Genomic DNA, 19813 nt, shown 5'->3' with positions numbered 1-19813 from the left:
TCCCACCACACGCGCGTCAGCCCGTCGCGACCCACTCCACCCGGTGCGCCTCGGTCGGGTCGGGCGCCTCCCAGCGGCGCGCGAGCCGGTCGACCACCGCGTCCGGCACCGGGACGGCCCGCGCCCGGTTCCGCTCGCGCAGCACCCCCGGCGGGGCCTCCACCGCGACGACCTCCACCCGCGCCCGGTAGGACGCCGCCAGCCCCACGCACCGCTCGCGGAGCTGCCGCGACACGTTCGTGGCGTTCCACGCGAACGACCGGCCCGCCCGCAGGTGCCCGCGCGCCCGCTCGAACGCCGCCGCCGCGACCGGCCGCTGGTCCCCGGCCGGGTCGACGCCCAGCTCGCGGCGCAGCGCGTCCAGGCTCACCACCGGCACGTCCGGGCGGTGGCGCGCCAGCCAGGTGTCCTTGCCCGCGCCCGGCAGCCCCGACATCACCGTCACCGTCAGGCGCGTGTCGTCGTAGGCGGCGTAGGACGGGTCGCGGCCGTCGCGGCGGAAGTACCAGAACCGGGCGTGGTCGGACGGGAACGCGCGCGGCCGGTCCAGGCAGTCCTGCTCGGCGCAGTACTCGGCGAACAGCGCGACGCTCTCCAGCACCTCGTCGGCGTCGCCGCAGACCCGGCCGAGGATGTCGGCGGTCGCCAGCACCGCCAGGTCGTCGTTGCGGGCCAGCAGGCTCGTGCGGAACGCGATCTTCTGCAGGTCGGGGCGCTCCAGCGCCCAGAACGGCACCTGGTGGTGGCGGACCAGCGCCGCGACGTGCTCGCGCCACGCCGGGTCCGCGCCCAGCTCCCACAGCACGCGCCGCACCATCAGGTCCCCGGCGCGCGAGTGGCCGTGCGCGGTGATCCGGCCGTCCTCCTCGCGGGTGGTGTACGGCTTGGCGACGTCGTGCATCAGCACCGCCGCGAACAGCCGGACGCGCTCGCCCTCCGGCCGCGCCCGGAACTCCGGCAGCCCCGCCAGCGCCTCGCACGCCATCCGCGTGTGGACCTCGACGTCGCCCTCGGCGTGGTGGACGGCGTCCTGCGGGACGCCCGCCAGGTCGCGGACCCACGCGAACGCCGCGCGGATCTCCGGCCACGGCACCCGCCAGTCCGGCGGGGCCGGGCACAGCTCAGCGAACGCGCGCATACAGCGCCTCCGGGTCGGCGAGGCCGTTGGCGACGACGGGGCGGTCCAGCCAGTGCGTTCCCGCGTCGAGGATCGTCGTGAGGAAGCCGGGGCGCACCCACTTGCAGCGCCCGACCGTGCGGCCGTCCTCCTCGACCTTGACGTACAGGCCCTCCATCTCCTCGGCCGCGTCGGTCTCGGCGGCGACCCGGTCGGGGTCCGCGCCGCCCGCCTCGGCCGCCGCGCGCAGCGCGTCCCGCCAGCGCGGGGTGCGGCAGGTGGACGGGCCGACGAACCGCGTCAGCTCCTCCAGCGACGCCAGCGCGCCCTCGTACAGGACGGGCGCCGACGCGACCGGCGTGCCCGCCAGCAGCTCGCGGCGGCGGGGCGTGGACAGGAACGTCCCGTCCGTGCGGTCGAGGACGTCGAACTCGCAGAAGTAGTGCGGCAGCGCGTCGTAGAAGACGGTGTGCTTGGCGTACAGCCACTCGCCGTACAGGACGTACCGGTCCCGCAGGCGCGGCCGCAGCAGGTCCTGGACCGACGCGGCCCACGCCTTGAACGGACCGAACTGGCGCTCGCGGGGGCCGCCCGCCAGGTAGTGGCCGCGGCTCTGCAGCCGCAGCGTCCCGCCGGAGTCGAAGCTGATCCCGGCGTTCGCGCCGTCCAGCTTCTCCTCCACCACCAGGTGACGGCCCGCGATGTCGGCGAACGGCAGCGCGGCCAGGTCCTCGTCGCCGGGCTGCAGCCGCGACCCCGCCAGATGCGGCGTACGCGGGTACTTGCGAAGCATGCCGACCGTTGTAACGCGGCGCGCCGACCGCGCTCAATCGGTTTTCCGGGCCGGGCCGCCGCGCCGCGTGCGCACCGGGCGGCCCGGCCCGGCCGTCAACCCGCCGTGACCAGCAGTTCCTCGGGGGCCCGCGTCAGCAGCCCCGTCTCGACGGGGACGAAGCCCTCCGCCCACCGCAGCCGGGGCAGCCGCTCCAGCAGCACGCCCACCGCGATCTCGGCCTCCATCCGGGCGAGCTGCGCGCCCAGGCAGAAGTGGCGGCCCGCGCCGAAGCCCAGATGCGTCGCCGCGCCGGTGAACTCGCGGTCCACCGACTCGGCCCGCCGGGGGTCGAACCGGTCCGGGTCGGCGAACCGCTCGGGGTCGCGGTTGGCCGACCCCACCAGGCACGCGACCGTCGCGCCGTCGGGAACCCGCCCGCACGGCAGGTCCACCGGCCCGTCCGCCTGCCGCAGCACCACGTGGACGGGCGGGTTGCGGCGCAGCGACTCCGCCCACGCCGCGCCCAGCAGCCCCGGGTCCGCGCGGACGCCCGCCAGCACCGCCGGATGCTCCAGCAGGTTCGCCAGCAGCGACGCCAGCGCCCGGTCGGTCGTCTCCCCGCCCGCGCCCAGCAGCGCCCCGCAGAAGCCCTTCACCATCGCGTCCGGCAGCGGCTCCCCGTCCACCCGGACCGCGCACAGCACCGACAGCAGGTCGTCGCGCGGACACGCGCGGCGCGCCGCGACGTGCGGCTCCAGATAGGCGTACAGCTCGTCGCGGGACGTCAGGCCGCGCGCCAGCGTCGCCGGGTCCTGCCGGTAGTTGCCGAGATAGGAGAAGCCCGCCCGGTACCAGTCCTGGAACAGCGGCGCGTCCCGCGGCGGCAGGCCGAGGGCCCGCACGACCACGTCGATCGGGAGCCGCCGGGTGAAGCCCTCCACCAGGTCCACGTCGCGGCCGTCGGCGACGTCGGCGGCCAGCCGCGCCGCCAGCCGCTCGGCGGTCGCCCGCACCGAACCCGCCAGCCGCTCCAGCGCCCGCCCCCGGAACGCCGGGGTCAGGAACGCCCGGTGCGCCGCGTGCTCGCGGCCCTCCATCTGCAGGACCGTCCGCCCGAACATCGGCTCCAGCTGCCAGGCGTAGTTGCGGGGCGTCAGGCGCGGCTCGGTCAGCGCGGCCCGCACGTCGGCGTGGCGGCTCACCAGCCACGCGTCCAGCGGCTCGTCGCGCACCAGCGGGAACTCGGCCCGCAGCCGCGCGTACAGCGCGTACGGGTCGCGTTCGAACGACGGCCACAGCAGGCTCGGCGGGGACCGGCGCGTGTCCACCACCGGTTCCGCCAGCAGTTCGACCACCGGTACCGCCGGCGCGGCGGCCGTGCCCGCTCCCGTCGAGGGCACGGCCTGCCAGTGGTAGCGGGGGACCGAGCGGTGCCAGTCCAGCGACGCCGCCAGGACGTCCGCGAGCCGCCCCGCGTAGGCGGGGTCGGCGCCGCGCCGCGCCGCGCGGAACGCCGCGACGCGCTCGCGGATCATCGCGTGCGCGGCGTCCACCGCGTCCTGCCAGGACCCGCCGCGCTCGTCGCGCAGCAGGCACACCAGGTTCGCGGGCTCGCCGAACGCCAGGTCCTTCTCCAGCGAGTACACGTCGTTGGTCCAGGCCAGGACGTCGGCGGCGCTCTCGCGCAGCACCGCCGGACGGGCGCGGGCGGGCAGCTCGCGCCCGTCCGCGGCCTCCATCAGGTCGAAGAACAGGTCCGCGCCGAACAGGTCGCGGCGGGCCGCGACGTAGCCGTGGACGTCCATCGGCTTGCCCGCCGCGCGGCGGTCCACCAGGTCGCACTGCGCCCACAGGTGCCGGGCCAGGTGCTCGGCGAAGCGGTGCCGCCACGCCGGGCCCGCGAGCGCGGCGGTGCGCGGCCACAGGTCGTCGGCCAGGTCGGTGAGCATCGGCTCGGCCGCGCCGCCCGTGGCGTCCGCGCCGGTGCTCGTGAAACCCGGGAACGGGGTGCCGGGGACGCCCCGGACGATCGCCAGCGCGGCCTCGGTGAAGGCCGCGAGGGTGCCGTCGTGCGCCCACGGGCCGTCGTCGATGCGGTCGTCCAGCAGCAGGACCCACAGGAACCAGTCGAGCGGGACGGCCGCGCGGTCGGGCGGGGCCGTCCCGGTCAGCGCCAGCCCGAGGTCGAGGTTGCGGCCGGTCAGCAGCCGTTCGTGGCCGCGCGGGCCGAGGACGCCGCGGTCCAGCGCCCGGTCGCACGCGGCGGCGCGCAGCCGGGCGGCGTCGGGCCGCGGCTCCGGCGGGGGGAAGGGCAGGGTCAGGTCGGGGAGCCGGAACGCGGCCGGGCACCCGAGCGTGTCATCGGTGTCGGTCACGGGCCGTCGTCCCGGGTGACCGGGTCGTTCCCGGTCATTTCGGTCGTGCTGGCCGTCATGGCCACCTCCGCGGATCGAAAAGACGTTCGTGCCTCGAATCTCCGGGAAGTGCGCGGGCATCACCCCACCGCCGCGCCAGACTTGACCCTTGCTTTACCGACCCGCGGCCGCCGGTCCCGGACGGGCCGTGCGGGTTTCGGTCGTCCGTTAAAGAGAACGGTCGGCAGGCTCCGCGTCACGCACCGAAATGTCCGGCGCGCCGGGCGCGGTCCCGTCCACGAGCGCGAGCGCCATCCGCCGGACGGAGCGGCGGAAGAACCGCGGGTCCTCCGGCGGCGACAGGTGCCGGACGAGGTCGCCGTCGAAGACCGCCAGCAGGCCGTGCGCGAGGAACCCGGCGTCCAGGTCGGGGCGCTGCTCGGCGAGCAGGCCGCTCAGGTGCGCGTGCCACCGCAGGTAGACGGGGTCGGTGAACCGGTCCTGCGCGCACTCGCGCCCGTGCGCCGACAGCAGCACCGCGTTGTCCTCGGCGATCGAGGCGAGGACGTCCAGGAAGGCGGTCATCCGCTCGCGCGCGGGCGCGCCCGGCCCGAGCGGCGGCGGGCCGCCCGCGATGGCCGCGCGCAGATGGCCCGACCGCTCCTCCAGCAGCGCCCGCAGCAGGCCCGCCCGGCTGCCGAAGCGGCGGAACACCGTTCCCTTGCCGACCCCGGCCAGCGCCGCGACGCGGTCCAGCGACACGTGGTCGCCGCCGCCCTCGGCCAGCAGCCGCTCGGTGGCCGCCAGGACGGCGCGGCGGTTGCGGGCGGCGTCGGCGCGCTCGGCCATCGCGGGGTCACGCTCCTCAATCGGACTGCCGGTCCGAATATGGTAACTTCCCGCAAATCGGACTGACGGTCCGTTTTCCCCGAGCTTGGAGCGCTCCATGCCCATGCAAGCCCTCGTCGTCGACCCCGCGGCCCCCGCCGCGCTCCGCCTCGCGCCCGTCCCCGACCCCGAACCCGGGCCCGGCCAGGTGCTCGTCGACGTCCGGCACATCTCCCTCAACCGCGGCGAGGTCGAGTTCGCCGCGCGCCGCCCGCCCGGCACCGTCCACGGCTACGACGCGGCCGGGATCGTCGTGCGGGCCGCCGACGACGGCACCGGACCCGCCGCCGGGACGCCGGTCGCCGCGTTCGGCGCGGGCGCGTGGGCGCAGCGGATGGCCGTGGACGCCGACGCCGTCTCCGCGATCCCGGCCGGCGTCGACCCCGCCGCCGCGGCGGCGCTGCCGATGGCCGGGCTCACCGCGCTGCGGACGCTGCGGACGCGGTCGGTCCTCGGCCGGCGGGTCCTGGTGACCGGCGCGGCCGGGGGCGTCGGCCGGTTCGCCGTCCAGCTCGCCGCGCTCGGCGGCGCGCACGTCGTCGCGTCGGTCGGGTCGCCCGGCCGCGCCCGGGGCCTGCGCGAGCTCGGCGCGGGCGAGGTCGTCGTCGGGCTCGACGGCGTGGACCGGCCCGTCGACCTCGTCGTCGACACCGTCGGCGGCCCGCAGCTCACCGCCGCGTTCGCGCTCCTGGCGCCCGGCGGGGACGTGCAGCACGTCGGCTGGGCCTCCGGCGAACCGGCCGCGGTCGCGCCGCACTCGCTGTTCTCGCTCGGCGCGGCGCGGACGATCAGCACGTTCGGGGACGTCCGCGAACCCGGCCCCGACCTCGCCGTCCTCCTGGGGTTCCTCGCCGCCGGACGGCTGTCCGCCGAGATCGGGCACCGCGCGCCCTGGACGGACGTCGCCGACGCGGCGGCGGCGCTGCTGGACCGCCGCATCGCGGGCAAGGCCGTCCTGGACGTCGAACCCGCCGCCGCGTAACGGGGCGCCCGGCATTCAATCGGACCGCCGGTCCGAATACGCGACTTCTCTGAATCGGACCGGCGGTCCCCTTTTCACCCCCCGCGGCCGCGGCGATGGGCACGCGGTGCGAAAAGGCGAGTTCCGCCCCGCCGGCCGTCGCCGGGTCCGCTGCGGGCGCGGGGGCGGCGGTCGGCGAACCGTCGCCGGGACACCCTGATCACGAACAGATCACGTGCCCGCCGGGGCCGCCGGTGGCGATCTGTCCGGCGGCGCCGAGTAATGCCCGAAAGCTGTGATTTAGATCACACGAATTGATCTTTCCCGCACGACAAAGCGCCATTCATCGGTTAACCGTCACGTACGGTGCCCGCCGGGTGACGGATTCGGCCCTGTCGGCGGCTCCCGCCGGTCTGTTATTCATTGATGCGTTCGCGGCGGACCGTGCCATGAGGCGGCGGATCTCCGAGCGATTTGGGTCATTGTCCGAAGGCGGGGGCACGTTGAATCGCAGTGCTGTTTTCTCGCGTTGGCACGAACGTGCGGGGGTGCGGATCGCCCCGCACCGGAAGCTGGCGGAGGTACCGGCGGGGATGCGTTACTTCCCCCGTTCGCTGATGCCCTATCTCGACCACCCCGTGGTCGCCGAGTTACCGGACGAGTTGCATTTATCCCTCGGCGTCTGGCATCTGTACGCCTATCTGGACTCGGTCGCCAACCTGGAGTCCAAGGTCGTCAACCGGGCGACGCTGCTGGTCGCCGACGACGGCCTCGGCCTGGGCCTCCCGGCGGAGGTCCGGCTCGACGCGTGGAAGATCTACTGCGACGAGGCGCACCACGCGATGAGCAACTTCGACCTCGTCTGCCAGGTCGAACGCAAGACCGGGGTGCCGCACCTGCCCTACACGTTCGCGCCCGTGACGGGCGCGCTCACCCGCGCCACCGAGCCGCTGCGCGCGGACGCGCCCGGCCTCGGCCGGCTGCTGGAGGCGGTCATCTTCGAGACCGTCGTGACCTCGCTGCTGGAGACCATCCCCCGGTCCGCCGAGGTCGTCCCCACGGTCCGCGACGTCGTCGCCGACCACGCCCGCGACGAGCGGCTGCACCACGCCTTCTACACGATCTTCTTCGACCGCCTGTGGGGCGGCCTGGAACCGGCCGTGCGCGAGCGGGTCGCCCGCGTGCTGCCCGCCCTGGTCCGCGCCTGCCTGGCCACCGACACCGTCGCGCACACGACCTCGCTGCGCGCCGCCGGACTGACCGCCGAGCAGGCCGAACAGGTCCTCGCCGAGACCTACACGCCCCGGTTCGAGACCGACCAGATCCGCCAGGCCGCGCGGCGCACCCTGCGGATGTTCGCCGAACACGACGTTTTCGACCATCCCGGCGCGCGCGAATCCTTCGAGGCGTCCGGGCTCCTGATCGGGGAGATCTGAGATGGCGGGCCCAGGCGAGTTCCCGTACGAGGCGGGCATTCATCCGACCGGTTACACCACCCGGCCGTGGACGGTCCGGCAGCTCGCCGGACTCGGCGACGGCGAGGACACCAACCGGCGGTTCCACTATCTGCTCGAACGCGGCGAGACCGGCCTGTCGCTGGCATTCGACCTGCCGACGCAGATGGGAATCGACCCGGACGAGCCCGCGGCCGAGGGAGAAGTCGGCCGGGCCGGCGTCTCGGTGGCGACCGTCGACGACTTCGCGTCGGTGTTCACCGGAATTCCGCTCGACCAGGTCTCGGTCGCCTACACCATCAATGCGACCGCGCCGATGATCCTCGCGATGTGGATCGTGGCGGCCGAGGAATCGGGTGTCGACCCGGCGGCGCTCCGGGGAACACTGCAGAACGAGATGTTAAAGGAGCATCTCGCGCGGAATGCCGTCATCTTCGACCTCGACGACAGTTTCCGGTTCTCGCTCGACGTCATCGAATACTGCGTCCGGCACCTGCCGAAGGTGAACCCGATCTCGATATCGGGCGGGCACGCCCGGGAGGCGGGCGCGAACCGGGCCCTGGAGGTCGCCCTCGGCATCGCCGACGCCGAGCAGTATCTGGACCACATGATCGCCCGCGGCTACGGCGTCGACGAGGTCGCCCCCCGGCTCAGCTTCATCTTCGGCACCCACATGGAACTGCTCGCCGAGGCCGCCAAGTTCCGCGCGCTGCGCCGGATGTACGCGCGGCGCATGGCCGAGCGCTACGACGCGCGCAACCCCCGCTCCATGCGGATGCGCATCCAGGTCAACACCTTCGGGTCGACGCTGGCCGCCACCGAACCGCTCAACAACATCGCCCGCACCACCGTCCAGGCCGTGGCCGCCGTCCTCGGCGGCGTCCAGTCCCTGCACGTCTGCGGGTTCGACGAGGCCGCGCAGATCCCCGGGCGGCTCGCCGCGCGCGTCGCGCTGCGCGTCCAGCAGATCCTGCTGACCGAGACCGACCTGGCCCGGCACGTCGACCCGCTCGGCGGGTCCGGCGTGATCGCCGGGCTCGTGGACGAGATCGAGGCCGACGCCGACCGCTGGCTCACCGAGATCGACAAGCGCGACGGCCTGCTGGCGTGCCTGCGCAGCGGCTGGCTGGAGGGCGAGATCGAGGAGATGGCCTACGCCTCGCCCGGCCCGCGGGTCGGCGTCGCCGACGCCGAGGACGCCGCGGAGGAGCGCCGCCTGATGCGCGAGCAGCTCCGCACCGGCGTCGCCGCGGGCCGCCGCCGCCCGTTCGCGCGCGTCGACCGCCCCGCCGAGCTGGCCGCGCTCACCGACGACGTCGCGCTCGGCCGCAACGCGATGCCCGCGATGATCCGCGCCGTCCGCGCCCGCGCCAGCGTCGGCCAGCTTCACCGAGCACTTTCCGCAGGACTCGCCCGCGGCCGGGCCTGACCGGCCGACCGGCAACCAAGCGAAACGAGGAGACAACCATGTGTGGCATCACGGGGCTGGTCGATTTCCGGCGGCGGGCCGACACCGACGACACCGGGCTCATCGAGGCGATGACCGACACCCTGCACCGCCGGGGCCCGGACGAGCGCGGCGTCTGGCGGCACGGCCACGCCGCCCTCGGCGTCCGGCGGCTGTCGGTGATCGACCTGGCGGGCGGCAAGCAGCCGATGGTGGACGAGCGGCCCGACCGCGAGCCGGTCGCCATCGCCTACACCGGCGAGGTGTTCAACTGCCCCGAGCTGCGCGCCGAGCTGGGCGCCCGCGGCCACCGGTTCGAGACCACCAGCGACACCGAGGTCGTCCTGCGCGCCTACCTGGAGTGGGGCGCGGGCTGCGCGGAGCGGCTGCTCGGGATGTTCGCGTTCGCGGTGTGGGACGCGCGGACCGAGGAGCTGCTGCTGATCCGCGACCGGCTCGGCATCTACCCGCTTTACTACGCCGAGATCGACGGCGGCGTCGTGTTCGGGTCCGAGCCCAAGGGCATCCTCGCGCACCCGCAGATCCGGCCGGAGATCGACCAGAGCGGCCTGCGGGCGATCGTCACCCTCGTCAAGTCGTCCGACCACGGGATCTTCAAGGGGATGTTCGAGGTCGACCCCGGGTCGATCGTCCGCTTCGGGCGCGGCGGGCTCGCCAAGAGCCGGTTCTGGTCGCTGCAGGCCGTCGAGCACACCGACGACCTGGACACCACCGTCCGCACCGTCCGGGACCTGCTGGAGGACAGCGTCCGCCGGCAGATGGTCTCCGACGTGCCGCTCGGGGTGTTCCTGTCCGGCGGCCTGGACTCCAGCGCCCTGGCCGCGCTGGCGATCCGCACCGGCGGCTCGGACGAGAAGCTGCGGACGTTCTCGGTGAACTTCACCGGCCACGCCGACGCGTTCAAGCCCGACGAGGTCCGCGCCACCCCCGACTTCCCGTTCGTGAAGATCATGAGCGAGTTCCTGGGGACGCGGCACACCGCGGTGGAACTGTCCGCCGACCAGCTCATGGACGCCGAGGCGCGCAGCACCGTCCTGACGGCCCGCGACCACCCCACGTCCCTCGGGGACCTGGACACCTCGCTCTACCTGCTGTGCAAGGCGTTCCGCGAGCAATGCACCGTCTCGCTGACCGGCGACGGCGCGGACGAGCTGTTCGGCGGCTACCACTGGTTCCACGAGGAGCGGTTCCGCGGCGAGGGCACCATGCCGTGGCTGGAGTTCGCGCGCCGCATGGCCGGCAAGAACCAGATGCGCAGCAGCGGCCTGCTCGCCCCCGACCTCGCGGACGTCCTGGAGGCCGACGAGTACGAGCGCGCCGAGTACGAGAAGGCCGTCGCGGGCGTCCCCGTCCTGGAGGGCGAGAGCGACATCGACCGCGAGCTTCGCCGCATCACCTACCTCAACATGACCGGCTACCTGCGGATCATCCTGGACCGCCGGGACCGGATGGGGATGGCGGCCGCGCTGGAGGGCCGCGTCCCGTTCTGCGACCACCGCCTCGTGGAGTACGTCTTCAACGTCCCGTGGGAGATGAAGACCTTCGACGGCCGGGAGAAGAGCCTGCTGCGCGCCGCCGTGCGGGACCTGCTGCCGCCCTCGGTGCTGTACCGCAAGAAGGCGGGCTACCCGCCCACCGACGACCCCCGCTACGGCGCGCTGCTCAACGCCCGCCTCGCCGAGGTCGTCGCGGACCCGAAGGCGCCGGTCCGCGACCTGCTGGACCTCGGCACCGCCAAGTCGTTCGTGGAGGACCCGACCGGCCCGGCCGCCGAGGTCGTCAACCGGTTCAGCATCGAAATGGTGCTCGGCCTGAACGAGTGGCTGGGCCGCTACGACGTCGGGCTGGCCCTGTGACCGGCCCCGCGACCGACGCCGACGACATCCTGGACATCGTCGGGGTGGGCTTCGGCCCGTCCAACCTGGCGCTGGCCGTGGCCGTCCGGGAGCACAACGCCGACCGGCCCGCCGCGGAACACCTCACGCAGGTCTACTTCGAGAAGCAGCCCGCGTTCGGCTGGCACCGCGGGATGCTCATCGACGGCGCGACGATGCAGGTCTCCTTCATCAAGGACCTCGTCACGATGCGGAACCCGGCGAGCGAATACGGGTTCCTGTCGTACCTGCACGACAACGACCGCCTGGCCGACTTCATCAACCACAAGTCGCTGTTCCCCTCGCGCGTGGAGTTCCACGACTACCTGGAATGGGTCGCGCGGCGGTTCCAGGACGTCGCCCGGTACGGCAGCGAGGTCGTGGCGATGCGCCCGGGGCCGGGCGGCGACCACATCGAGGTGATCGTCCGGCGGGGCGGCGAGCACCGCGTCCAGCGGGCCCGCAACGTCGTCGTCGCCGTCGGGCAGGAGCCCGCGCTGCCCGACGACATCGAGCTCGGGGACCGGATCTGGCACTGCGCGCAGCTCCTGGAGCGGGTGGAGCGGCTGACCGAGGAGCCGCGCCGCGCGGTGGTCGTCGGGGCGGGGCAGAGCGCCGCCGAGACGACCGAGTTCCTGCACCGGCGGTTCGAGAACGCGGAGGTCTCCGCGATCTTCCTGCGGTACGGGTACAGCGTCGCCGACGACACCCCGTTCGCGAACCGGATCTTCGACCCCGAGAGCGTGGACGTCTTCTACGGCGCGCCCGAGAACGTCAAGCGGATGCTGTTCGACTACCACCGCAACACGAACTACTCGGTGGTGGACCAGGAACTGGCCGACGAGCTGTACCGGCGCGTCTACCAGGAGCGGGTCCGCGGCGTGGAGCGGCTGCGGATACTCAACGCCTCCCGGCTGCACGCCGTCCGCAGGGACGTCACCGGCGACGGCCTGCGCGTGGACGTCGAGCACCTGCCGACCGGCGAGAAGCGCTCGTTCGGCGTGGACCTGGTGGTGTACGCGACCGGCTACCGGCCGATCGACCCCGCGAACGTGCTGGGCGAGGTCGCCGAGTACTGCCGCCGCGACGCCGGCAAGCGGCCCGCGATCACCCGCGACTACCGGCTGGAGACCGACGACCGGCTCCGCGCCGGGATCTACCTGCAGGGCGGCACCGAGCAGACGCACGGGATCTCCGCGCAACTGCTGTCGAACACCGCCGTCCGCGCGGGGGAGATCGTCCGGTCCATCGCCGGGGCCCGGGTCGGGGCGGTGTGATGTTCACGCGCGTCGACCACGTCGGCATCGCCTGCCACGACCTGGAGGAGACGATCCGGTTCTACCGGGACTCCTTCGGCTTCGAGGTGTGCCACCGCGAGACCAACGAGGAGCAGGGCGTCCACGAGGCGATGCTGCGCGTCAACGGCACCGACGACGGCCGCGCCACCTACCTGCAGCTCCTGTCGCCGACGCGGCCGGACTCGCCGGTGGGCCGGTTCCTGGCCGCGCGCGGCGAGGGCGTCCACCACGTCGCGTTCGGCTGCCCGGACGTGGACCGCGCCGCCGCCGAGCTGCCCGCCGCGGGCCCGCGGGTCCTGTTCGATCCGCCGCGGCCCGCCTCGATGGGCTCGCGGGCGACCTTCCTGCACCCGAAGGACTGCCACGGCGTCCTGGTGGAGCTCGTGACATCCTGACGCGTTCGGAGGACCAGTGTTCGTTCCCCCCCAGTACCGGCCGCGCGGCCGGAGCTGGACACTCGAAACGGTGCGGAGCAACCCGCTCGCCATGCTCGTCACCCGCGGCGAGCGGGCCCTGCCCTGGATCACCCACCTGCCCGTCATCACCCACCCCGAGCGGCCCCCGGCCGAGCTGCCGGGCGCGACGCTGCTCGGCCACATGAACGCCGCGAACCCGCACTGGGCGGCGGTCGCCTCGGGCGGCCCGGGGACGCTGGTGTTCACCGGCCCGCACGGGTACGTCTCGCCGACCGTGTACGAGCTGCCCGTCGCCGCGCCGACCTGGGACTTCGTGGCGGTCCACGTCCACGGGACGCTGCGCCCGCTGGACACGCCCGAGGACGCGCGGCGGGTGGTGCGCTGGACCGTCGAGGCGTACGAGGGCACCCACGGCACCGGCTGGGACCCGGAGGGGTCGCTCGACTACTTCGACAAGATCCTGCCGGGCGTGCGGGCGTTCGAGTTCCACGTCGAGTCCGTCGACGGGATGTACAAGCTCAGCCAGGAGCAGGAGCCGGAGACCCGGCGGCGCGTCGTCCGCTCGTTCGCGGCCAGCGGCCGGGGCGCGCACGCCGAGCTGTCGGCGCTGATCGACCGGTTCGGCGACCCGGGCCCGGGAGCACCGGCCACCGGGTGCCCGGCCGCGCGGGAGGCCGGCGATGGCGCGCGGTAGCCTCAGCGTCCCCGGCGTCCCGAACGTGGTCGAGGAGATCTGCCACGGCCGCCTGCCGTGGGACCTGGTCCACCCGTTCCCGGCGCAGGCCGGCGCGGACCGGGCGGCGGGCGACGCCGCCGTCGCCGGGGTCCGCGCGGCGCTGGCCGGGCTGCCGGACGAGCCGGACGGCGAGACGGTCGCCGAGGCGCTGCGCGCGGGCGGCTGGCTGCACCTGCTCGCGCCCGCCGAGGTCGGCGGGCGGGAGCTGTCGCCCTACAACGCCTTCCGCGTCATCACCGAGGCGAGCGGCGAGGCGCTGCCCGCGGGCTTCATGCTGGCCATCCACAACGGGATCGGCGCGGCCGCGTACCTGCCGGTGCTGCCGGACGGCCCGATCCGCGAGCTGGTCATGAAGAGACTCGCGGCCGGGGCCGTCACCGGGATGGCCGACACCGAGCCGGCGGGCGCGGCGAACCGGCGGCGGTTCACCACCGCGACCGCCGACGCGGACGGGTACGTCCTGGACGGCGACAAGCTCTACATCGGCAACGGCCCGATCGCCGAGCTGCTGGCCGTGACGGCGACGGAGGACGGGCGGCCCCGCGTCTTCTTCGTCGACACCGCCTCGCCGGGGTTCGAGGTCCGCGCGCGGCTGGAGTTCATGGGCCTGCGCGGGTTCCCCAACGGGGCGCTGGCGCTGCGGGGCGTCCGGGTGCCGCGCGAGCTGGTGCTGGCCGAGCAGGGCGGGCAGTGGCTGTCGGCGGAGCGGGCGGCGGTGCTGTCGCGCGGGCGCGTCCACATCATCGCCGCGCCCGCGCTGGCGCTGGCGCGGCGGGCGCTGGAGCACACCGGGGAGTACGTGCGGCGGCGGTCGGTGGACGGCCGGGCGCTCGGGACCTACGACGAGATCCAGCGGGCCGTCGCGGAGTCGGCGGCGGACCTGTACGCCCTCGACGCCACCGCGCGCTGGACGATGCTGGGCGACCAGGGCCCCGATCCCGTCAACCTGATGCCCGAGCAGTTCGCGGCGAAGGACATCACGTCGCTGCTGTGCTGGCGGATCGTCGAGCGGGCGATGACGGTCATGGCGGGGGAGGGCTACGAGACGGCGCGCGGCAAGGCCGCCCGGGGCGCGCCGCCCGCCCCGCTGGAGCGGCTGTACCGGGACGCGCGCGGCCTGCGCATCGCGGGCGGCACGGAGGTGCTGCTGCAGGGGCGGCTCGCCGACCGGATCGCGCTGGCGTGCCTGGAGCCGGACGAGATCGACGCCCGCGCGCACGTCCCGGACGTCCCGGAGCTCACCGCGCGCAACCGCGAGCACCTGGCGCGACTCGCCGGGCAGATCGGGACGTTCTCCCAGCACTGCGCGGACGTGCTGCGGAACCATCCCGACCCGGCGGAGCGCGCCGGGCTCGGCCGCCCGCTCACCCTGCTCGGCGCGATCCTCGAAGAGCTGGTCACGGTGACGCTGACGCTGGCCCGCGCCGCCGGGGACGCCCCCGACGCCCAGGACCTCGCGGACGTGTACTGCACCGGCGCGTGGCGGTCGCTGGACGCGCACTGGAGCGGCCTGGTCGACGCGCTGGCGGGCGCGGGCCCCGACCACGCCCGCATCAGCGCCGCCTGGCTGGGACCGGTGACCTGATGGCCGTCGCCGGAGCCGTGGGACCGGCGTCCCACGGGCAGCACAGGCTGTGGCTCGCCGAGCAGCTCGCGCCGGGCGCGTACGTGATCCAGCGCGCGTTCCGCCTGCGCGGCGCGGTGGACGAGGACGCGGTCCGCCGCGCGGCGGACCGGCTCGCCGCCCGCCACGAGGCGCTGCGGACGACGTACCGCGCGGCGCGCGGCGGCATCGAGCAGGTCGTCGGCGAGCCCGGCGCGGTGTTCGACGCGGTGGACGCCGCCGACGTCGACGCCGTGATCGCCGCCGAGCGGGCGGCGCGGTTCGACCTGGCGGCGGGACCGGTCCTGCGCGTCCGCCTGCTGCGGACCGCCGCCGACGACGCGGTGCTGCTGCTGACGATCCACCACATCGCGTTCGACGGCTGGTCGATGGAGGTGTTCTTCCGCGAGTTCGCCGCCGCCTACGCGGCGTTCGCGGCCGGGGAGGAACCCGACCTGCCGCCCGCGCCGGGCTTCCTGGACCACGTCCGCCGGGAGGCGGGCCGCGACCACGCGGCGTCGCTGGAGTTCTGGCGGCGGACGCTGGCCGGGGCCCCGCCGGTCTCGCTGCCCGCCGACCCCGCCCCGGCGGGGCCGGGCGGCGCGCACGCGGTGCCGGTGGCGCTGTCGGACGCGACGACCGCGCGCATCGACCGGCTGAGCAGGGAGCGGCGCTGCACGGCGTACATGACGACGCTCGTCCTGTACGCCGCCGTCCTGGCCCGCCGCGCCGGACTCGACGAGGCGGTGCTGGCGACCGCCGCGTCGGGGCGGCTGCGCGCCGAGGACCAGAATTTGGTCGGCTTCCTGTCCAACACGGTGCCGCTGCGGGTCGCGTGCCCGCCGGACGCGACGCTGGTCGAGGCGGTGGACGCGGCCCGCGAGGTGTGCCTGGCGGCGTCCGAGCACGGCGCCGCCCCCTACGACCAGGTCGTCGCCGCGAGCGGCGTCGCCCGGCCGCCGGGCCGCGCGCCGCTGGCGCAGGCGCTGTTCGACCTGCGCCCCGCGCCCGGCGTCCCCGAGCTGCCGGGCCTGCGCGTCGAGGAGCGGCCGATCGAGCCGACCGCGACGCGGCTGGAACTCGAACTCCACCTCGTCCGCGGCGGCGCGGGCGTCCGGGGCCACCTGCTGGCCTCGCCCGCCGTGCTCACCGCCGACACCGCCCGGACGCTGCGCGACCGCTTCACCCGCCTGGCGGCCGCGTGGACGGCCGAGCCCGACTCGCAACTCAAGGAGATGCCGTGACCGACACGACCGCCACGACCGTCGCGACCGTCACCGCGATCTGGGAGGCGACGCTCGGCGTCGACGGGATCGCCCCCGACGAGAACTTCCTGGACCTCGGCGGCGACTCCATGACCGCCACCAAGGTCATCGCCGCGCTGCACCGCGAGTACGCGCTGGAGGCCCCGATGCGGCTGATCTTCGACCACCCGACCGTCGCGGAGCTCGCGGAGGCCGTGGACGAGCTGCGGGCGGGGGTGTCCCGGTGAGCGCCGCGCCCTCGGCGTCGCTGTGGGGCGGGCCGTCCGCCGCGCCCTGCCTGGTCGACGCCCTGTTAGAGACCGCCGCGGGCCGTCCCGACGCGACCGCGCTGGTCGACGGGGACCGCGCGTTCACCTACGCCGAGCTGTACGCGTGGGCGGCGGGCGTCCGCGACCTGCTCGCGGACCGGGGCGTCGCGCCCGGCGACCGCGTCGCGGTGTGCGCGCCGCGCGGCGCGGCGGCCGTCGCGGCGATGCTCGGCGCGATCCTGCGCGGCGCGACCTACGTCCCGCTGGACCCGGAGTACCCGGTGCGGCGGCTGGAGCACATGGTCGCGGACTGCACGCCGCGCCTGCTGCTGAGCCACGGCGACACGCCTTATCTGGGGGAGAGCGTCCCGATTCCGGGGCCGGACGTGCGCGCGGAACCGGCGACGCGGCCGTGCGATCCGGACCTGGCCGTCTACATCATCTACACGTCCGGCTCGACGGGCTGGCCCAAGGGCGTGACGGTCGGCCACCGGTGCCTGGACACGATGGTCGGCTGGCAGGCCGGGCACTCGCCGCGCCCCGACCTGCGCACGGCCCAGTTCGCGCCGCTGAACTTCGACGTCTCCTTCCAGGAGGTCCTCGGGACGCTGCGCGGCGGCGGCACCCTGGTGATCATGCCGGAGCGGCTGCGGCGCGAACCGGTGGAGCTGCTGTCCTGGCTGGGCGAGCACCGCGTCGAGCGGCTGTTCCTGCCCTACCTCGCGCTGCAGATGCTCGGCGTCGCGGCCCGCGGCGACCTGCTGGCCGGGCTGCGCCTCGTCGAGGTCAACACCGCGGGCGAGCAGATGGTCTGCACGCCGGAGATCCGGGCGCTGTTCGCCGCGCTGCCGGGCTGCCGCCTGGTGAACCACTACGGGCAGAGCGAGTCGGCGATGGTCACGTCCCACATCCTCGGCGACGACCCGGAGGACTGGCCCGCGCTGCCGCCGATCGGCGTCCCGCTGCCCGGCTGCGAGGTGCTGGTCGACCCCGCCGACCCCGACGACCCGGCAGTCGGCGAACTGCTGGTGGCGGGCGACCCGGTCTCGGCCGGATACCTCAACCGGCCCGAGCTGACCGAGCGCCGCTACGTCGAGATCCCGGAGTCCCCGGCGGGCAACACCCGCGCGTTCCGCACCGGCGACCTGGTGGAGATCAAGGACGGGCGGGTCCGGTTCCTCACCCGCCTGGACGACGAGGTCAAGCTGCGCGGCATCCGCGTCGACCTGCTGGAGGTGGACGCGCAACTGCTCGCCGACCCCGCCGTCGCGGCGGCCGCCAGCACGATCGTCACCACCCGCTCGGGCGCGCCGAGCCTGCGCGCGGCGCTCGTCACGCGCGGCGACCCCGCCGAGCTGGACGTCCCCGCGACGCTGGAGCGGCTGCGCGCGGCCCTGCCCGAGGTGTCGGTGCCGCGCTCCCTGACGGTCGTGCCCGAGCTGCCGCGCACGCCCAGCGGGAAGATCGACCGGGACGCGGTCGCCGCGCTGATCCTCAAGGAACTGACCTCCTCCGACCGCCGCGCCGGGCGGTCCCGGTGACCGCGACGCGCCCGGCGAACGCCGCGCAGCTCGCCCTGTGGGCCGAGGCGCAGGCCGACCCGTCGACCAGCAGCAGCGGCTACTTCGCCGTCACGCTGCGCGGCGCGGTCGCCGAACCGGACCTGCGCGCGGCGGCGGTCGCCGTCCTGCGCCGGCACGAGCCGCTGCGGTCGGTGCTGCGGCTGGTCGGGGACCGCCTGCACCAGGTCGTCCTGGCGGCGGACGAGGCGCTGGCGTTCGCGACGGCGGACGTGCCGTGCGCGGACGGCGCGGAGGACGCGGCCGTCCGCGCCTGGATGGCCGCCGGGGAGGGGCGGCGGTCCTGGGACCTGGCGGCCGAGCCGCCGATCCGGTTCCACCTGCTGCGGCACGGCGCAGACCGCGCCACGGTCGTGTTCGCCGTCCACCACGTCGGGTTCGACGGGCGCAGCAAGTTCGTCGTCGCGGCCGACTTCACCGGCTACCTCGGCGCGATCCGGGACGGCGCGCGAGTGCGGCCCGAGGCGCTGCCGCAGCCGGACGTCCCCGAGGCCGGTCCCGACATCGTCGCCGAGGCCGTCGATCACTGGCGCGCGCTCCTGGCCGACCGCGCCGGCCCCCTCGAACTCCCCGCCGACGCGGCCACGGGACGGCGCGGCGTCACCACCACCGGAACGGTCGAACTCGACCCCGCCGACGTCGCCGCGCTGCGCGGCCTCGCCCGCGACCGGGGCGTCAGCACCTTCACCACGCTGGTCGCCGCGCTCACCGGGCAACTGCGGCGGTACGGCAACGAGGCCCCGATCCTCGGCATCGCCGCCGACGTCAGCGACGCCCGGACCCGCGCCGTGGCCGGGCTCCAGATCAACGTCGTGCCGATGGCCGTCGAGGCGTCGCCCGACAAGGACCCGGTCGGGGAGGCGCGCGCCGCGCTGGCCCGGCTCGCCCGGTACCGGCGGGTGCCGTTCGCCGCGCTCGTCGCGGAACTCGGCGACCGCGCCGCCGGGCGGCTGATGACCCAGTTCGGGATCTCCTTCCCCCGGCCCCCGGCCGGACTGCGGCTGGAGGTCGAGGGGCTGGCCGCCCGCTGGGAGTTCTTCACGCCCAACACCTCGGCCACGTTCGCCCAGACGCTCCAGCTCCGCGCGGACTGGCCGCGCTGCCGCGTCCGGCTGGACTACCGGCAGGAGGAGACGGGACCGGCCGCCGCCGACCGGTTCCTGGACGACTTCCGCGCGGCCGTCGCGGCGCTGACGCGGCCGGACGCCGCCGGACTCGGCCCGGCCGCGGCGCGCGCCGTCGGCACGGGTTCCGCCGCGAGCGGCGAGCCGTACCGGCGGGCGGGCCGCCTCGCGGGCCGCGTCGAACCCGCTCGCGACCCCCGCGACCCGCCCGTCCTCGTCCCGGCCCCCGGCGCGGTCATCACCGCGCACGGCCCGGACGGGGAACCGCTCCCGGCCGCCGTGCCGGGCCGCCTGCGCGCCGTCCTGGCCGGGGGCGAGACCGTCGACACCGGCGACCGCGGCTACGTCGCCGGCGACGGGCGCGCGCGGCTGCTCGGCCCCGCCGGGCGGCGCTGGCTGCTCCACCACGGCGTCATCGACGTCCCGCTGGTGGAGCGGGTGGCGCGCGCCCACCCGCGCGTGGCCGGGGCGCGGATCGAGGTCCGCGAGGGCCGCCGCCGCGCGGCCGTGCTGACCGTCCGGCCGCGCGGCGGGGCGCCCGCCCCGACCGTCCGGGCCGTGCGAGCCCACCTGCACGCGTGGCTGCCGGGGCACGACCTGCCCGGCGTCATCGAGATCGCCGAGACCGCCGAACCCGAGGAGGACTGATCGC

16 protein-coding genes are annotated in these 19813 nt (G+C 75.2%); 12 read left to right on the top strand and 4 right to left on the bottom strand.

Annotated features, from left to right (window positions below; translation table 11 throughout):
• Positions 1 to 16: 16 nt before the first annotated feature.
• From G339_RS0128980 to G339_RS35710, 4 genes are all read right to left on the bottom strand, one after another.
• Positions 17 to 1138 carry an AAA family ATPase gene (locus G339_RS0128980; protein ID WP_019634568.1) on the bottom strand — a complete coding sequence of 374 codons (1122 nt, stop codon included), beginning with the start codon at positions 1136 to 1138 and terminating at the stop codon, positions 17 to 19.
• A complete protein-coding gene (locus G339_RS0128975; protein WP_019634567.1) occupies positions 1122 to 1910 on the bottom strand; it encodes an RNA ligase family protein in 789 nt (262 codons plus the stop codon). The genes G339_RS0128980 and G339_RS0128975 overlap by 17 nt, the downstream gene beginning before the upstream one ends.
• Before the next feature lie 95 nt (positions 1911 to 2005).
• Positions 2006 to 4267, bottom strand: a complete 2262-nt coding sequence (locus tag G339_RS37210; RefSeq protein WP_019634566.1) for a cytochrome P450 — start codon at positions 4265 to 4267, stop codon at positions 2006 to 2008.
• A 207-nt stretch (positions 4268 to 4474) separates the two neighbouring features.
• On the bottom strand, positions 4475 to 5095 hold the full coding sequence (locus tag G339_RS35710; RefSeq protein ID WP_019634565.1) for a TetR/AcrR family transcriptional regulator: 621 nt from the start codon (positions 5093 to 5095) through the stop codon (positions 4475 to 4477).
• 97 nt (positions 5096 to 5192) lie between these two features.
• Between G339_RS35710 and G339_RS0128960 the strand changes: the two genes are divergently transcribed.
• From G339_RS0128960 to G339_RS0128905, 12 genes are all read left to right on the top strand, one after another.
• Positions 5193 to 6116, top strand: a complete 924-nt coding sequence (locus tag G339_RS0128960) for a zinc-binding dehydrogenase (protein ID WP_240489932.1) — start codon at positions 5193 to 5195, stop codon at positions 6114 to 6116.
• 428 nt (positions 6117 to 6544) lie between these two features.
• Complete coding sequence (locus G339_RS0128955; RefSeq protein WP_084693481.1) at positions 6545 to 7531, top strand: diiron oxygenase; 987 nt, start codon at positions 6545 to 6547, stop codon at positions 7529 to 7531.
• Position 7532: 1 nt separating this feature from the next.
• A complete protein-coding gene (locus tag G339_RS35705) occupies positions 7533 to 8978 on the top strand; it encodes a methylmalonyl-CoA mutase family protein (RefSeq protein WP_019634562.1) in 1446 nt (481 codons plus the stop codon).
• Between the two features lie 38 nt (positions 8979 to 9016).
• Positions 9017 to 10873: an asparagine synthase (glutamine-hydrolyzing) gene (gene asnB, locus G339_RS0128945; protein ID WP_019634561.1), complete on the top strand. Its 1857-nt coding sequence runs from the start codon at positions 9017 to 9019 to the stop codon at positions 10871 to 10873.
• A complete protein-coding gene (locus G339_RS0128940; RefSeq protein WP_019634560.1) occupies positions 10870 to 12168 on the top strand; it encodes a lysine N(6)-hydroxylase/L-ornithine N(5)-oxygenase family protein in 1299 nt (432 codons plus the stop codon). The genes asnB and G339_RS0128940 overlap by 4 nt, the downstream gene beginning before the upstream one ends.
• Complete coding sequence (gene mce / locus G339_RS0128935) at positions 12168 to 12584, top strand: methylmalonyl-CoA epimerase (protein ID WP_026341874.1); 417 nt, start codon at positions 12168 to 12170, stop codon at positions 12582 to 12584. The genes G339_RS0128940 and mce overlap by 1 nt, the downstream gene beginning before the upstream one ends.
• A 16-nt stretch (positions 12585 to 12600) precedes the next feature.
• Positions 12601 to 13299, top strand: a complete 699-nt coding sequence (locus G339_RS35700) for an FMN-binding negative transcriptional regulator (RefSeq protein ID WP_019634558.1) — start codon at positions 12601 to 12603, stop codon at positions 13297 to 13299.
• Entirely contained in the window at positions 13286 to 14926 is a 1641-nt protein-coding gene (locus G339_RS35695; protein ID WP_019634557.1) for an acyl-CoA dehydrogenase family protein, read from the top strand. The genes G339_RS35700 and G339_RS35695 overlap by 14 nt, the downstream gene beginning before the upstream one ends.
• Positions 14926 to 16188, top strand: coding sequence for a condensation domain-containing protein (locus tag G339_RS0128920; protein ID WP_019634556.1), 1263 nt, complete (start codon positions 14926 to 14928; stop codon positions 16186 to 16188). Before G339_RS35695 ends, G339_RS0128920 begins: the two co-directional genes overlap by 1 nt.
• Positions 16185 to 16436: a phosphopantetheine-binding protein gene (locus tag G339_RS0128915; RefSeq protein ID WP_019634555.1), complete on the top strand. Its 252-nt coding sequence runs from the start codon at positions 16185 to 16187 to the stop codon at positions 16434 to 16436. The genes G339_RS0128920 and G339_RS0128915 overlap by 4 nt, the downstream gene beginning before the upstream one ends.
• Entirely contained in the window at positions 16433 to 17998 is a 1566-nt protein-coding gene (locus tag G339_RS0128910; protein ID WP_019634554.1) for an AMP-binding protein, read from the top strand. The genes G339_RS0128915 and G339_RS0128910 overlap by 4 nt, the downstream gene beginning before the upstream one ends.
• Positions 17995 to 19809, top strand: coding sequence for a condensation domain-containing protein (locus G339_RS0128905; RefSeq protein WP_026341873.1), 1815 nt, complete (start codon positions 17995 to 17997; stop codon positions 19807 to 19809). Before G339_RS0128910 ends, G339_RS0128905 begins: the two co-directional genes overlap by 4 nt.
• Positions 19810 to 19813 lie beyond the last annotated feature (4 nt).

This window comes from Actinomadura atramentaria DSM 43919 (assembly GCF_000381885.1).
Taxonomy (GTDB): domain Bacteria; phylum Actinomycetota; class Actinomycetes; order Streptosporangiales; family Streptosporangiaceae; genus Spirillospora; species Spirillospora atramentaria.
Note: the sequence above shows the minus strand (reverse complement) of the source record. Positions and strands in the feature narration are given on the sequence as shown.

Excerpts from the sequence above, each read along its gene's own strand:
- G339_RS35710 (WP_019634565.1), bottom strand. The coding sequence starts at position 5,095 with ATGGCCGAGCGCGCCGACGCCGCCCGCAACCGCCGCGCCGTCCTGGCG.
- G339_RS0128975 (WP_019634567.1), bottom strand. The coding sequence starts at position 1,910 with ATGCTTCGCAAGTACCCGCGTACGCCGCATCTGGCGGGGTCGCGGCTG.
- G339_RS35695 (WP_019634557.1), top strand. The coding sequence starts at position 13,286 with ATGGCGCGCGGTAGCCTCAGCGTCCCCGGCGTCCCGAACGTGGTCGAG.
- G339_RS35705 (WP_019634562.1), top strand. The coding sequence starts at position 7,533 with ATGGCGGGCCCAGGCGAGTTCCCGTACGAGGCGGGCATTCATCCGACC.
- G339_RS0128920 (WP_019634556.1), top strand. The coding sequence starts at position 14,926 with ATGGCCGTCGCCGGAGCCGTGGGACCGGCGTCCCACGGGCAGCACAGG.
- asnB (WP_019634561.1), top strand. The coding sequence starts at position 9,017 with ATGTGTGGCATCACGGGGCTGGTCGATTTCCGGCGGCGGGCCGACACC.
- G339_RS0128980 (WP_019634568.1), bottom strand. The coding sequence starts at position 1,138 with ATGCGCGCGTTCGCTGAGCTGTGCCCGGCCCCGCCGGACTGGCGGGTG.
- G339_RS0128960 (WP_240489932.1), top strand. The coding sequence starts at position 5,193 with ATGCCCATGCAAGCCCTCGTCGTCGACCCCGCGGCCCCCGCCGCGCTC.
- G339_RS0128955 (WP_084693481.1), top strand. The coding sequence starts at position 6,545 with ATGAGGCGGCGGATCTCCGAGCGATTTGGGTCATTGTCCGAAGGCGGG.
- mce (WP_026341874.1), top strand. The coding sequence starts at position 12,168 with ATGTTCACGCGCGTCGACCACGTCGGCATCGCCTGCCACGACCTGGAG.